Origin of the sequence: Nocardia amikacinitolerans NBRC 108937 (genome assembly GCF_001612615.1) — a bacterium.
In the GTDB taxonomy this organism is placed as follows: domain Bacteria; phylum Actinomycetota; class Actinomycetes; order Mycobacteriales; family Mycobacteriaceae; genus Nocardia; species Nocardia amikacinitolerans.
The window spans coordinates 1-14,308 of sequence record NZ_BDAU01000059.1; the positions used below are offsets into that span (position 1 = coordinate 1).

Sequence of the window (14,308 nt, forward strand, 5' to 3'; positions counted from 1 at the left end):
GAACATGACCATTCGAAGCTGGGCCGCGAGTTTTGTATGACGGTATCCCGAACTCCGTCTGCTCGTCAACAGTCGCGATGCACTGCGCCCCCTTGCCGATCAGTCGGTACGGGCCTTCACTCCAACCGCCACCGCGACCCAACTACGCTCATCACGGCCGAACGATCATTCAACGCACAGAACGGCGGTCTGCTCCACACCTCCACGTTTCGTCGAACGATCGTTCAGATCGCTTAAGGTGGCAGCATGGTCAACGCCGAGAAAATCCGCCCCGGCTCCGAGCTGCCGTCCACCACCCTCGCGCTGCCGGACGATGAGCCGACCGCGGCCGCGCTGATCGCAGCCGCCGTCGAGGTGATGTCCGTACAGGGCTACCACGGCACCTCCGTGCGGGACATCGCTGCCGCTGCGGGCACCAGTCCAGGGGTCCTCTATCACCACTTCGGCTCGAAGCAGGTGCTGCTCGCAACCATGCTCGACCGTGGGCTCGATCTGCTCGTCGCGGCCACCGAGCAGGCGCTCGATCTTGCTGGAGACGATCCGGCCGACCGGCTACGGGCGATCGTCGAGGCGCACGTGCGGGTGCACTTGGAGTCGCAGCGGGAGAGTCTGCTGGGCAACAGCGAGCTGCGCGCGCTCGAGCCGGGCTGGCTGCGGGTCGTGATCGCCAAACGCGATGTCCAGCAGCGGATCTTCGACCGGGTCGTGCGGGACGGCGTGCGCCGCGGGGCATTCGCCGCCCCGCATGCCGGAGACGCCGCCCGGTTCGTCACCGCTGCCTGCACCGCAGTCGCGCTCTGGTACCGACCGGGCGGCCCGCTGGGCCCGGATGAAATCATTCGACGGCACCAGGAAATCGCCCTCGACGCGGTGAGATACCACCGATGAGCTGCAGCGAGCACTCGCCGCGATCATCGAATCCGCACGGACGGGCCGCAGGCCCCGACTTGGTGAACCCCCGTCGCCGGCCGCGGGAGATGCGCTGATCGAGGCGCAAGCCGCCGAGCCGGCTTCTCAGGCCTGGTGCTGAGCGGGAACCGCTGCCAGCACAAAAGCCGGGCTGCCGTTCACCGAGGTAGAGGAGATGGCCGGCATAACGCGAAACACACTGGCCGACCTGGATGCTCCCGGCGACCGGGCCGCGAGCCCCAATTCAGAGTTCGCAAGCTTGCTGTCACCCGACGCGAGCAGGAGAGCGCAACGGAAGAGTGGTTACGCCCAGCGTCCGCGACCGGCAGGCGCGAGGTAGCGCGGATTCGCGACGGTGACTTGCGCGGTGATCGAGCTCCGCACCGCGGCAATGACATAGGGGTCGACGTCCGAGACAGTGCCGTTACGGATTCGAGCGGCCAACTCGCCGTCGTCCACACAGCCGATGACGGCCAGGCGGGCGCTGTGCACCGCGCGGTCGGCGGGCCCGAGCCGCATCTCCCGGCGGACGATGGTCAGCGCGTTCGCGGCGACCTTCGCGAGGTAGGCGCTACGAGGGTCTTCGGTTGTGAGCTCCTCCCGCAAAAACCCGGTGACGGCACCCAGCAGTTCGTCGACGGTCGGGCGGTCGTACAGGGCGGGCTGCTCGTCGGGAACGGGGTCGCGGAGCGGGTCCGGGATCACCTCGGCGCCAGTGAGCCCCAGGGCGAGAAGGGCGTCGTGTTCCGCCTCCGCCATGCGCCTACCGAGAACGGCCATCTCGACGGACTGCTCCGTCCCGCCGAGGTGCCGTTCCGCCTGTATCCGACAGAACACGGCCCATCGAGCGCAGGCATAGGCCTCCCACCAGCGCACTGCTTCCGGATCTGGATCGGTCCCGGTCGCCCGTCCATAGCTCGCGAGCAGCTCCTCATAGGACCCGAAGCCGCCGACTTCTGGCGCTTCGCCGAACCGCCATGCACGTGCACACAACCAACCGAGGTCCTCGCGGGGATCGCCGATATGGGCGAGCTCCCAGTCGAGCACGGCCCGCACTCCACCGTCGTCGATGAGTAGATTGCCGTTGCGGAAGTCGCCGTGAACCAGCGTGGACGGGACCGGCTCCGGACGGGACCGGTCCAACCTACGGAGGATCAGCTCCATCGCAGGCCTGTCCTCGCCGAAGGCCGCATGGCTCTCACGCAGGAGGGTGAGCGGATCACCGATCTTCTCGAGCCGGGGTAGCTCCGCCGGATCGATCGCATGGATGCGTCCGAGGATCTCACCGAACTGATGTACCAACTTCGGCCTGACCGAGGCCCAGCGATCTTCCCTGAGCAGCCGATGCGGAAGTGTCTCGCCATCGAGCCGTTCCATCAGCAGGTACGGACTGCCCATGCCGTCTGTGCCGTCTCCATGGGCCACCAAAGTCGGGACTGGGACGCCCGCCCGGGCACACGCTCGAAAGCAGTCGGCTTCCCGCGCCATTCCCGCGGCGTCCGGAGCATCCGGGGGGTCGCGGCGCAATATCAGATCACTCCCTGCGGCATTAAGTGCCCAGGTCTCGCGGCTGGCCCCGGCTGAGAGCCGGTGAAGACCAGTGATCGGGGCGCCAACCACACGCTTGAGCGTTTCGGCCAATTCACTGGTCACCGAGGACATTTCGCCCCCTCCTTACCCTGCGAAATCGCCGGGACGAGCCGTCTGATGGGTCTGTTGGACGGCGATTCGACCGTACGGATCTCTGCTTCGACACTAATCATGGGGACACCATAGCCTCTTTGACCAATTGTTCAACAGGGCATTGACAGACCAGGTAGTCATCCATACATTGGGTTGAACGATCGTTCACAACGAGATCGCCGCCTCTGGCGCCCGGCTCGATGGAGCAGACGGGGCGTGCGACGCCGAGAAGCTGGGCCGCGGCGGTTGCGACCCCTCCCGGAGCCGAGTTCGCCGAGGGCTCGGATGGTGTTCCGGGCCCGGCCAATTCCGTTCGGCCCACCCACCATCACCCAAGAATCGAAAGGACGACCCATGAGCACTGATTTCACGGGCACCTTGCCCGGACGTCGCGGAGCCAGGTGGCAGGCATGAGCAATGCACTGCCGCCAGACGTGACCGACCTCCTCCATCGGCTCGATGCGTTCATCGACGCCGAGGTCACCCCGTTGGAGGAGCAGGACGACAACCGTCGCTTCTTCGACCATCGCAGGGAGTGGGCGCGCACCGACTTCGAGAACGACGGCCTGCCCCGTCCCGAGTGGGAAGAACTCCTCGGCGAGGTTCGTAGGCGGGCGGATGCGGCCGGCTTCTTCCGCTATTCGCTGCCGAAAGAGCTTGGCGGGAGCGCCGGCTCGGACACAGCAATGGCGGCTGTCAGGGAGCACCTCACCCACCGGGGCCTCGGGCTACACAATGACCTGCAGAACGAACACTCGATCGTTGGCAACCTCGTCTTCGCGCACCTGGTCCACCTCTTCGGCACGGAGGGGCAGCGCGAGGAGCTCGTCGAAGGCCTGATCACCGGCAGCAAGGGCTTGACGTTCGGGCTGACCGAGCCGGAGCATGGCAGCGACGCGACGTGGTTGGAAACGACCGCCCGTCGTGTCGGAGACGACTGGGTCATCAATGGGGCCAAGCGGTGGAACACCGGGATCCACACGGCCACCCACGCTCTGATCTTCGCACGGACGTCGGGTGAGCCCGGCTCGGCGAAGGGGATCACCGCCCTTCTCGTCCCCACCGACACACCAGGCTTCGAGGTGCCCTTCTACTGGTGGACGTTGAACATGCCCACCGACCACGGGGAAGTCCTGCTCCGCGATGTGCGCGTGCCTGCGTCGGCGGTGTTCGGCGCGGAGGGCGAGGCCTTGTCCATCGCGCAGACGTTCCTGCACGAGAACCGGATCCGGCAGGCTGCGTCCAGCCTCGGGGCCGCCCAGTACTGCATCGATCGCGCGGTCACCTACGCCAAGGAGCGGCACACTTTCGGGCGACCCCTGTCCACGCGGCAGGCGATCCAGTGGCCCTTGGTGGAGTTGCACACCGAGGCCGAAATGTGTCGGGCGCTGATCCGCCAGACGGCGGCGGACCTCGACGAGTGCCGGGCTGAGGGAAGGCCCGCAGTTTCGGTCGGTCACAAGGTCTCGATGTGCAACTACCGCGGCAACAGGCTCGTCTGCGAGGCCGCCGATCGCGCGATGCAGGTGCTGGGCGGCATCGGCTACTCACGGCACGAACCGTTCGAGCACATCTACCGCCATCATCGCCGGTACCGGATCACCGAAGGCGCCGAAGAGGTTCAGATGCGCCGGGTCGCAGGCCAGCTGTTCGGCTTCCTCTGAGCGCCACAAGCGGTTCACGCCGAGGGCGGGCCAGCCGGCCCGCCCTCACTGCTTCGGATGGCCCTGGGAAGACCCTCGACCTACATGCGGTTCCTACTTTCCGGAGAAGACCGCACCGCGCTTGCCACGGAATGCGGCGACCCCTTCAGCAAAATCGTCAGTTGTGAACAGCTGAATCTGGCCCGCCCGCTCGATCGCGAAGGCTTGCTCGAGACCCGCCATTGTCGCGGCGTTCATTGCCTGTTTGGTTCGAGCGAAGGCAGCCGTCGGCCCCTCGGCAAGCTGTCGAGTCAAGCGTTCGACCTCGGAATCGAAGTCCTCATCGGGCACGGCGTGTGAGATCAGACCCCACTCGGCGGCAAGCGAGGCGGGAATTCGTTCGGCGAGCAAGGCCATCCGATTCGCGCGCGCTCGACCGATGGCCGCCGGAGCTAGCGCGGTCGCACCACCATCGGGCATCAGCCCCACGTTCGCGAAAGCGAGCAGAAAGTATGCCGAATCGCGTGCGACAGTCAGGTCAGCAGCCAGGGCAAGGGAACAACCGACGCCGACGGCGGAACCGTTGACAGCAGCGAGAACCGGTTTAGGAACCTCGCATAGTGCGGCGGTGAGCCGGTTTGCGGCGTCGATGGTCGAAGCATCGGGACGGTCCCCGGCGGCACCGAGATCCGCGCCCGAGCAAAAGGCGCGACCCGCGCCGGTGACCACCACAACCCGGATATCGGTTGCGGTACTTGCCCTTTCGACCGCCACGGCCGCCTGGGTGACCATCTCAGTGGTCAACGCGTTCAAACGATCGGCTCGGTTGAAGGTGATCCTGAGCACGGGGCCACTGCGCTCTATCAGAATCGGTGCGGACATACCCTTCTCCTTTCGGACAGCAAAACGCTCGGCTGGGATATCCCACCCGAGCGTCTGACTGAGCTACTGCGGCCGGAGTCCCGCCGCCCCACACCCGATGCGGGGCGAGGCGGCGGACGCCGCTCACCGCTGGACGGACTTGGTCTCCAGGAATTCCTCCAGCCCATAACGTCCGAATTCGCGACCGTTGCCGGACTGCTTGTATCCGCCGAACGGCGCCAGCACGTTGAACTGGCCGTCGTTCACCGCAACCTGGCCGGTGCGCAGCTTTCGTGCGATTTCGAGCGCGTGGTCGGGTTCGCCGAACACGGCGCCGGACAGGCCGTAGACGGTGTTGTTCGCGATCTCCACGGCCTCTTCCTCGGAGCCGTACGAGATCAACGACAGCACCGGGCCGAAGATCTCCTGCTGCGCGATCACGCTGTTGGGGTCGACGTCGGCGAAGATCGTTGGCTGCACATACGCGCCCTCCTCGAACCCGGACACCCGCGACGCACCACCGAGGACGAGCCTGGCTCCATCCGCGACGCCCCGCTCGATGTATCGGGTGACCCGCTGCCGCTGGAGCTCCGAGGACATCGGTCCGATGACCGTCGCGTCGTCCGTCGGGCGCCCGACCGGATGGGCAGCCGCGGCAGCCACAAGGGCCTCCACCATCCGGTCGTGGTGGGCGGCGGGCACCAGCATCCGCGTCCACGCCGCGCATGTCTGGCCGCTGTTGATCCATGCGCCAGCCAGGCCGGCCCGCGCGGCCTCCTCGATGTCGGCGGAGTCGAGCACGACCGACGCGGACTTGCCGCCCAGCTCCAGCGCGACGCGCTTCACCGTGTCCGAAGCAACCACGGCGACCCGCTTGCCCGCCGCGGTCGAGCCGGTGAACGACACCATGTCGACGCCCGGGTGCCGGGCGATCGCCTCGCCCACCTGCGGGCCGGTGCCGTGCACGATGTTGAGCACCCCGCTGGGGAGTCCGGCTTCGGCGACAACCTCGGCGAGAATCGCCGCGGTCAGTGGCGCGACCTCGCTCGGCTTGACCACGACGGTGTTGCCCGCGACGACGGCCGGCGCCACCTTCGCGACGATCTGATGCAGCGGGAAGTTCCACGGAGTGATCGCACCGACGACCCCGATGGGCTCTCGGATGACGAGGGAGTTGCCGATCTCCTCTTCCCAGGTGAAGTCCCGTGCGATGGCCGCGAACGTCGCCGACACAGCGACCGGCAGCCCGGCCTGCACAGCCCTGGAGAATGCGATCGGCGAGCCCATCTCCGCGGTCACCGATTGAGCGATCTGTTCGGCGCGGGCGTTGAGGCCCTCCGAGATCCGTTCCACGATCTTCGCCCGATCCCCAAGGGACGTCGTCGACCAGCCGACGAACGCGGCGCGTGCCGCACGCACCGCCGCATCGACGTCCGCGGCGGTCCCGGCGGGCACGGTGCCGACCACCGCGCCTGTCGCCGGGTTCACCACCTCGATCAGCTGTCCGGTGGAGGGCACGGGCCGCCCGTCGATCCAATGTGTAACCGTGTCACCACTCATCGTTCTGTCTCCTCTGTTCCCGCAGCCCTTGCCGCGTGGGATGGGCTCGACCTGCACCGACGCACGACACGACCATCATGTCGACAGGTGTAGATCCAGATATGGCTCCCCCGGGCGACGACCCAGGGGGTCAGCTCATGCCTATTCGGCGACCGTGGCCAGCACTGCGAGGATGTCGTCCGCAGTGGTGATCGGGCGCAGGTTGTGAAGCGTCACGTACGGATGCGCGAGCGCGTGAGGGACCACCCCGTGGATCTCCGCGGGGTCGATGCCGATCTCGCGCAGGGTGGTGGGCATGCCGATCTCCCGCAGGAGGTCGAACAGGATCACGTCGAGGGTGTCCCCCGGCCGACCCATCGCCGCGGCCACATCTGCGAGGCGGGGATCGTCGTGCTCGCGCAGCCATCGCGCCTGGGCGAGCATCATGACGCAAGCGGTCTCGCTGTGCCCGATGTGCGCCCACGGGGCGAGCACGTGAACCATGAAGTGGCTGAACCCATGTGGAACAGACATCTGACAGACCCCGCCGAGCCAGGAGGCGCGCTGCAACATCGGCAGCGCGATGTCCGCCTTCCCATGGGCCAGTAGTGGGATCGCGGTGTGGAAGTGGGTGATCGCCTGCAGTGCGAGGACCGTGCACAGCTCGTTGGGCGCCGTCGAGCACACCGTGTTGATCGAGTGGTCGAGGCCCCGGATCGCTGTCACGAGTGCCAGCCGAACAGGCGTGTGCCGGACGACCTCAGGGTCGTAGACGAGCGCGCGACCCACTCCATCCGGTATGCGCAGGGTGATCTTCTTGCCGGTCTCGTCGTCCACCGGAGTCCCCGCCGGTGTCCACTCCGACAGCGAGAAGGTGGTGGGTATGGTGATCTGCCGCAGCTCCGGGCGCTGGTTCAGGTTCGGCTCCTGGTCCACCCGCAGGGCGCGGAAATCGTCCCGGGTGCGCACGCCCTCGGTCACTCCGAGCTGCACGAACTTTCCGAAGTCCATGACCGAACCGCCGCCGATGCACACCAGCACGTCGGCACCCGCCTCGCGGACTTCGGAGATCGCGGCGATCACATTGCTCAACGGGGCGTGCTCGCCGACACGGTCGCTCCGCCCGACCAGCTTCGCTCCGAGCGACTCGGCGATCCGGTCCACAACGTCAGTGGTCCGGTTCAACGTGCGGGAGCTGAACACGAATGGCCGCTGGTAGCCGAACTTCTCACACAATGCGGCCACGTCCCGCCTGGTGTCGGCTCCGAAGAGCACCTCCTCGGCCCCGCCCGGGAAGTAGAAGCGCTGGGCCGCACCCTCTTCCTCGGCGGGGAAGTAGTTACGTAGGGCCCGGACCTTCTCGTCCGCGGGAACCGTCATTGTCACCCTTTCTCACCGCCCGCTTCACGGGCCTGACATCTATGTGGCGCCACCACGCCGTGCGCCCGTCGTTGGCGCGGACGCGGGCAGGGCGCCTGAAGCTCGGCTACCGCCTTCTCGGCTTTGTATGACGGTATCTCGTAATTCGTATGCTAGTCAATGCTTAGGTCTGTGGCTCCGGTGAGCCACTGAGCAGCGCCGTCCGAGGCGCAGCCCTCGTCGGGCGCTCATGCGGCTTCCAGAGGAATTGGCGGGGCCGCGCGGCAGCCAGAGCCGATCGCAGGATTTCCGGAGATCTTGCGGGACAGCGGCTTTCGCGCCGCGTGCGCATGCGGAACCGACAGCCGGTCAGCGGGCCGACTCGTCGCTGATCGACCCGCGTGAAACCCACGATCGGAATGGCGAACGCTGCCGGGCCGAAAACTACCGCGGTCGCCGAGGAGCCGGCAGCGGCATGCAGGCCGATTCGATCAGGCCAGGCGGAACTTCGGGATGGCAATCTCGGGCGTCACGGCATCGAAGACGACCTCGACCTGACGCCCGATCTCAATGTCCTCGTTGGCCGCTTCGACCACATTGGCGGTCATCAGCGGTCCCTCGTCGAGTTCCACCCAGACGACGTTGTAGGGCACGTCGTCCTTGAACGACGGCCAGTAGACCTGGTGCATGAAGATCCGCGCGTAGATCGTCCCGGTGCCCGCTGCGGGCACCCAGTCGAAGTCCGCGGCGAGGCAGCCGGGGCAGAACCCGCTGGCCTGGTTCCACTTCGTGCCGCACCCACGGCACTGCTGCAACAGCAGCTCACCTCGCCGGGCGCCCTCCCAGAAGATTCCGTGCAGGCCCTCGGTGTCGGGCAATGGCTTCGCGTAATTCGTGTTCGGTGTGCTCATGTCGGTTCCCTCCGGTGCAGTCCGCGGCTCAGGCCCTCGAGAAGACGATGCTGGTGGTGATCGGCGAGTAGCACATGTAGTGTGCGTAGCCGCAGTTCGGGACCTGGTTCGCCGACTCCCCTCGGACCTGGCGCACCAGCTCCGCGAGGTGGTTCCAGCCCTGCATGTAACTTTCCGAGGTGTGCCCGCCGCTGGTGTTGACCGGCAGCTCTCCGCCCGCCTCGATCCGGCCGTCCCGCACGAATTCCCAGCCGAAGCCGCGCTTGCAGTACCCGAACGCTTCCAGCGAGAACAGGATCGTGGGAGTGAAGTTGTCGTAGATCGAGGCGACGTCTATATCGGCGGGGCTCAGGCCCGACTCGGACCAGAGCCGGTCGGCCACGTCCGTCGCCGACGCCCAAAAGTTGTCCGGGACCTGGTAGGTCGTCGCCACCGTAGTGTTCGCGCCCATCGAGTCGATGAGGACCGGCGGCTTGCGCAGGTCGGCCGCGCGCTCGGCGGAGGTCATGATCATCGCGACCGCGCCGTCGTTGATCAGGCAGTAGTCGAAGAGCCGCAGCGGCTCCGCGATGTAGCGCGAGTTCATGTAGTCGTCGTAGGTCAGCTCCTTGCGCATGACCGCCAGCTCGTTGTTGATCGCGAACTTCCGGTTGCTGATCGCCAGCGGCGCAAGGGCATCGTCCGGTACCCCGAACTCCTTGACATAGCGGCTGTACGCGAGCCCCACACCCGCGCCCGGCGAGGTCATCCCGTAGACCGACTCGTAGCTGGACAGCGCGCCGTAGGAGTAGTCACCGCCGTAGCGCGCCCCGACCGACCGGCCGTTGTTGCCGTACACCAAGGCGACGGTCTCGGCCATCCCGGACGCGATCGCCATGGCGGCTGCCTGCATTGCCACGCCCGCCATGCGCCCGGCAGCCTCGTACTGGCTGACGTGGCGCAGCTGCCCGGGCTCGAGGCCGAGCATCGAGCCGAACGTCTGGTACGACGGGATCCGCATCAGGCACAACCCGTCGATGTCGGACTTGGTGAGCCCGGCGTCATCGAGCGCCTGGCGCAGCGCCGCGGCCCCGAGATCCTCGGCGGACCGCTGCGCATCGCGCTGCCGGTACATGTCCCCGAAGTTCGAACTTCCCAAGCCGACAATGGCCGTCTTGCCCCTGATCACATCGTTCTTCACGCGAAGCTCTCCTGTCGAAATCTATGGCTCGCGCGGATCAGGCGCCCTGGCCCGATCCGCGGTGTCCTGAGGCGAAGCGGTCGAGACCCGCCCCGGAGGCGACGCCCTGCTCGTGGTTGACGATCGAGCTGGTGTACGTCGAGTAGTCCAGCGCATCGTTCCAGTCGAGGCCCTGCAGGTGGTGATACGCCTTCTTGCCCCAGTCCAAGGCGATCGAGTCGAAACCCGCGATGTGCTCGGCGATTTCGCACGCCCGCTCCAGCAGCTGGTCGTCCGGCACGACCTCGTTGACCAGCCCCATCCGGAACGCCGTTGCGGCATCGACCCGCTTGGCCATGAACACGATCTCCGCCGCATGCTTGGGCAGCACCCGCTTGATCATCGCCGGCCCCGCCTGGACGGGCCACGCGCCGAACCCCATCTCCGGGACGCCGATCGTCGCCGACTCGGCGGCCACCGCCAGCTCGCAGTTGTTGATCAGTGTCGATCCCCCGCCCAGGGCGAACCCGTTCACCGCGGCGACGAAGATCGCCGGGTGAGCCCGCAAGTCAGCCTGACACTGCGTCCAGCTGAGCAGGCCCTGACTGGGCCGACTAGCCGGACGTGGCGCGTTGCGAGCCTCGACGAGATCGACCCCGGCGCAGAACGACGGGCCAGTGCCCGTCAACACCACGACCTTCTTCTCGACGGTCTCGGCGAGCGCCGCGCGGAAGCGGCGCTGCGCGGCGGAACTCATGGCGTTGCGCTTCTCCGGACGGTTGATCGTCATCACTGCGTAGTCGCCCCGGTCCGCGACGAGCACGAGGTCCTGCTCGGGCGTCTGCGGCTTCGCGGCACTGGTATCGGGAGTGCTGATTGTCATTGGAGATGCCTGTCTTCGGGTCGGGCGTGCACGGTGCGGCGTCGGCCATGACGGGCGGTGCTCCCCGAATCGGTCGAAGCACGTGCAGACCTTCATCGAAAGCTCATCGCCCCGACCGAGGCCGACTAACGTCAGTTCGTAGTTTGTATGATGATAATATATATGACAAATTTCAGAGCGGTCAATCGCATGGGCTACTGGCATGAAGAGGCGCGCCTTCGAAGTCGCGGGTGTGGAAGCAGCCAAGGCCCAACCGTCTTGGGCACTACAGGCTGTGGGCCACCGGAGATCCCCGCGAATCATTGAGGGGTGCGTCGGTGCCACGTTCTATATACGGCGGCGTCGCCGCACTTCTTGGGCTTGCAGCCATCGCGACAAACCCAGTGCGCTCCCCGGCAGAGCCAGAGCTGCGAAACCGCTGGCCCCACCGCGAAAGGGAACATCAGCGTCGCAATAGCGGCAGGCGCCGCCTAGTCGCAAGACGGCCCTGGCTACCGCGTCAACTACTCAGCGTCGTCCGAAGGTCTGTCGGTTGCCTTCGTCGATCCATACCGACTTCACCTCGGTATAGGGGTCGAGGGCGTCGATTCCGAGCTCGCGGCCGAGTCCGCTCTGTTTGAAACCACCGAACGGCACCGCGTAATGGACGACACGGTAGGTGTTCACCCAGACCGTTCCCGCCCGCAGGCGCTTGACCATTCGATGCGCCCTGGCGACGTTCTCGGTCCATACGGCGGCCGCCAGACCAAAGTCGACGTCGTTCGCGAGTCGCGTCGCCTCGTCCTCTCCAGAGAAGCGGATCACGCTCGCGACCGGCCCGAAAATTTCTTCCTGGGCGAGCCGGGACGAATTGTCCACGCCAGTGAATACGGTGGGCTGCACGAACAGACCATGCGCGGTCTGGGGCGTATTGTCCCGGGCGCCACCGGCAGTGATCTTGGCTCCCTCGCCCTGGCCGATCTGGATGTACTGCAGGACCCGCTCGAACTGGTTGCGGCAGGCCACCGGTCCCACGTCGACGCTGGGATCGAGAGGGTCGCCCATGGTCAGCCTGTTCGCGGCGGCCGAGAGTCGTTCGACGAACTCGTCGTACACGGAGTCCTCGACGAGGACCCTGGAGCCGCCCATGCAGGTCTGGCCGGTGGCGGCGAAGATGCCGGCCATGACGCCGTGTACTGCGTTGTCCAGGTCGGCATCGCCGAACACGATGTTCGGCGACTTCCCGCCGAGCTCGAGCGTGACCCTGCCGATCCGCGGCCCAGCCGCGGCCAGCATCGCCTTCCCCGCCGCGGTCGAGCCGGTGAACGCGATCTTGTCGACGCCGGGATGACCGGCCAGCGCGGCCCCCGTCGGCTGCCCGAACCCGGTCACCACATTCACCACGCCTGCTGGGAAACCGGCCTCCACACAGAGCTCGGCCAGTCGCAGCGTGGAGGTCGGCGTCACCTCCGATGGCTTGATCACGATCGTGCAACCCGCAGCCAGCGCCGGGAACAGCTTCCACGAGAGCAGGGTCAGCGGCGAATTCCATGGGGTGATGGCGGCGACTACTCCGAGGGGCTCCCGAACGGTGTAGGTGGTGTATCCGGGCACACCCTGCGTAGACGCGGCGCCCATCGTCTCCGCGAGCCCCGCGACGAACCGGGCGTGCGTGGCAAGAAAATGCGCGCCTCCCGTCATCTCCCCGATCAGTTTCCCGTTCTCGTGAATCTGAATTCTGGCGAGTTCGTCCGCGTGCTGCTCGATCAGATCCGCCAGCCGGCGAAGCATCGCGGCGCGCACGACGGCGGGCGTCTGCGGCCAACCGCCCTCGTCGAACGCCCGTCGTGCCGCACGCACGGCACGATCGACGTCGTCAGCGGTCGCGACCGGGATTCGTCCCCAGGGCTGGTCCTCGTAAGGATCGACACAGGGGAATGTGTCCCTTTCGCCCGGGCCGACCCACTCTCCGTCGATCAGCATCGCGTAGTCGCGGTCCGTCTCAGCGGGGAACCGGGGGGCCACAGTGGTCCCGGCGCTTTCGGTCATCTCACACCATTCCTTCGCTCAACAGCAGTGTTCGAGGGTGTGGCGAGGTCTCACAAACCTCGCGCTCGAGAGGTGGGGCCGCGCGGTGGACAGTTCCTCGACCTCGGCGACCGAGAAACGACGAAGCGCGCTGAAGTTCAATACCCAAGTTTTGTATGACCGTATCCCGTATCACGGGAGCGTGTCAACGTCGTGAGCTGTCGCCGCCGCGCCCCCGTGTGAACGGTCATGACGCTGAGAGCCGCATCTCTGTAATGATTCGCCGCATCCGTGGCTCGTCGCTGGAAAAGCCGCAGGCGAGATCGACCAACTCAGAATGCGTCGGCAGAAACGGACCCGCTCGAACGCGGACAACCGCTGTGGGAATCGAAGGGCACCGGGAGCCTCCGGTGCGCACCGTCGAGTCGCTACAACGGTTGATCTATGTATTTCTGCAACGCTGGGACCATATTGGTCAACCAGTGGTCAGCGACCCGAACAGTTGACGCGCAACCGGCGTGCCATCGACGAAGCAAACCGTCCCGCTCGCGGCGGTCGTTACGCCGCCCTCCAGTGCGCTACCGAGCGAAAGGAAACCAGCAGCCTGCGGTTCTCGCTCGTCGAATCAGCTCCGCGCTACTTCGCTTGTGCGCTGCGCACAGCCTCCAGCGCAGCTGCCCTCGCGGCGAGCACGTGCCTACGCGCGGCAGCCGCGGCGGCGCTCGGGTCCCTCTCCTGAATCAGGCGGGTGACCTCGCAGATCTCGTTCGCGCTTGCCTCGGCGCGACCGGGGATGCTCAGCGATAACCTGCGGATCGTGTGGATGCGCATTTCGATCGACCCGAACATCTGCTGCATGATCGAGTTGCCCGCACCGTCGAGCAGGATCCGGTAGAAGCGCCTACTGCTGTCCAACTGGCCATCGATGTCCTCGCGCGTCGGGTTCCAGACATCCAGAAGTTGCTGCACCTGGCCGTCCGAGGCGTTGCGGACGAACAGGTCGACGGCTGCGGGTTCGAGCGCAGCACGTACGTCGTAGAGCTCGGAAACGACGGGCTCTGTCAGCACGGCGACCCGCAGCCCGCGCGCCTCGGAGCGCTCGACGAGTCCTTCCGCCTGGAGACTGCGCAATGCCTCGCGCAACGATGTTCGGCTCACGCCGGTCAGCTCGCCGAGCTCGCGCTCGGTCAGCCTACGTCCCGGCTCGAGATCACCTCGCAGAATCGCCTCACGCACTTTGTCGGTCACCCTGTCGCGAAGCAGGCGTTCCGTGCGTTCGATGCGGAGCCCGAGATGTTCTGCGGTCACCTGACGCCTCCGATCTGTTCCAACGTGCGCATCCTAGCCAAACGTA

The 14,308-nt window shown here is 66.5% G+C and carries 11 protein-coding genes; 2 read left to right on the plus strand and 9 right to left on the minus strand.

Annotated elements, in window-relative coordinates; genetic code table 11:
* Positions 1-246 precede the first annotated feature (246 nt).
* Positions 247-888 (plus strand): TetR/AcrR family transcriptional regulator, encoded by a 642-nt coding sequence (locus NAM01S_RS31560; RefSeq protein WP_067792468.1) that lies wholly within the window; start codon positions 247-249, stop codon positions 886-888.
* Between the two features lie 324 nt (positions 889-1,212).
* Here the strand turns inward: NAM01S_RS31560 and NAM01S_RS31565 are convergent, their stop codons facing one another.
* Entirely contained in the window at positions 1,213-2,571 is a 1,359-nt protein-coding gene (locus tag NAM01S_RS31565) for a phosphotransferase family protein (protein WP_067792471.1), read from the minus strand.
* A 431-nt stretch (positions 2,572-3,002) separates the two neighbouring features.
* On the opposite strand from NAM01S_RS31565, the gene NAM01S_RS31570 reads away from it, so the two are divergent.
* Positions 3,003-4,256 carry an acyl-CoA dehydrogenase family protein gene (locus NAM01S_RS31570; RefSeq protein WP_067792474.1) on the plus strand — a complete coding sequence of 418 codons (1,254 nt, stop codon included), beginning with the start codon at positions 3,003-3,005 and terminating at the stop codon, positions 4,254-4,256.
* A 93-nt stretch (positions 4,257-4,349) separates the two neighbouring features.
* On the opposite strand, the gene NAM01S_RS31575 is transcribed toward NAM01S_RS31570, so the two are convergent.
* The 8 genes from NAM01S_RS31575 to NAM01S_RS31610 form a co-directional block, all read right to left on the minus strand.
* Positions 4,350-5,117: an enoyl-CoA hydratase gene (locus NAM01S_RS31575; RefSeq protein ID WP_067792477.1), complete on the minus strand. Its 768-nt coding sequence runs from the start codon at positions 5,115-5,117 to the stop codon at positions 4,350-4,352.
* A 123-nt stretch (positions 5,118-5,240) separates the two neighbouring features.
* Positions 5,241-6,656 (minus strand): aldehyde dehydrogenase family protein, encoded by a 1,416-nt coding sequence (locus NAM01S_RS31580; RefSeq protein ID WP_067792479.1) that lies wholly within the window; start codon positions 6,654-6,656, stop codon positions 5,241-5,243.
* Between the two features lie 141 nt (positions 6,657-6,797).
* Entirely contained in the window at positions 6,798-8,015 is a 1,218-nt protein-coding gene (locus NAM01S_RS31585; protein WP_067792482.1) for an iron-containing alcohol dehydrogenase, read from the minus strand.
* 470 nt (positions 8,016-8,485) lie between these two features.
* Positions 8,486-8,905: a Zn-ribbon domain-containing OB-fold protein gene (locus NAM01S_RS31590; protein WP_067792485.1), complete on the minus strand. Its 420-nt coding sequence runs from the start codon at positions 8,903-8,905 to the stop codon at positions 8,486-8,488.
* 28 nt (positions 8,906-8,933) lie between these two features.
* Positions 8,934-10,085, minus strand: coding sequence for a thiolase C-terminal domain-containing protein (locus NAM01S_RS31595; protein WP_067792488.1), 1,152 nt, complete (start codon positions 10,083-10,085; stop codon positions 8,934-8,936).
* Between the two features lie 37 nt (positions 10,086-10,122).
* Entirely contained in the window at positions 10,123-10,887 is a 765-nt protein-coding gene (locus NAM01S_RS31600) for an enoyl-CoA hydratase/isomerase family protein (protein WP_169810928.1), read from the minus strand.
* Positions 10,888-11,454: 567 nt separating this feature from the next.
* Positions 11,455-12,975, minus strand: coding sequence for an aldehyde dehydrogenase (locus NAM01S_RS31605; RefSeq protein WP_084483468.1), 1,521 nt, complete (start codon positions 12,973-12,975; stop codon positions 11,455-11,457).
* A gap of 615 nt (positions 12,976-13,590) precedes the next feature.
* On the minus strand, positions 13,591-14,262 hold the full coding sequence (locus NAM01S_RS31610; protein WP_067792494.1) for a GntR family transcriptional regulator: 672 nt from the start codon (positions 14,260-14,262) through the stop codon (positions 13,591-13,593).
* Positions 14,263-14,308 lie beyond the last annotated feature (46 nt).

Bases quoted from the DNA above. Each gene is read 5' to 3' on its own strand.
- NAM01S_RS31570 (WP_067792474.1), top strand. From the start codon at position 3,003: ATGAGCAATGCACTGCCGCCAGACGTGACCGACCTCCTCCATCGGCTC.
- NAM01S_RS31565 (WP_067792471.1), bottom strand. From the start codon at position 2,571: ATGTCCTCGGTGACCAGTGAATTGGCCGAAACGCTCAAGCGTGTGGTT.
- NAM01S_RS31590 (WP_067792485.1), bottom strand. From the start codon at position 8,905: ATGAGCACACCGAACACGAATTACGCGAAGCCATTGCCCGACACCGAG.
- NAM01S_RS31560 (WP_067792468.1), top strand. From the start codon at position 247: ATGGTCAACGCCGAGAAAATCCGCCCCGGCTCCGAGCTGCCGTCCACC.
- NAM01S_RS31580 (WP_067792479.1), bottom strand. From the start codon at position 6,656: ATGAGTGGTGACACGGTTACACATTGGATCGACGGGCGGCCCGTGCCC.
- NAM01S_RS31575 (WP_067792477.1), bottom strand. From the start codon at position 5,117: ATGTCCGCACCGATTCTGATAGAGCGCAGTGGCCCCGTGCTCAGGATC.
- NAM01S_RS31605 (WP_084483468.1), bottom strand. From the start codon at position 12,975: ATGACCGAAAGCGCCGGGACCACTGTGGCCCCCCGGTTCCCCGCTGAG.
- NAM01S_RS31585 (WP_067792482.1), bottom strand. From the start codon at position 8,015: ATGACGGTTCCCGCGGACGAGAAGGTCCGGGCCCTACGTAACTACTTC.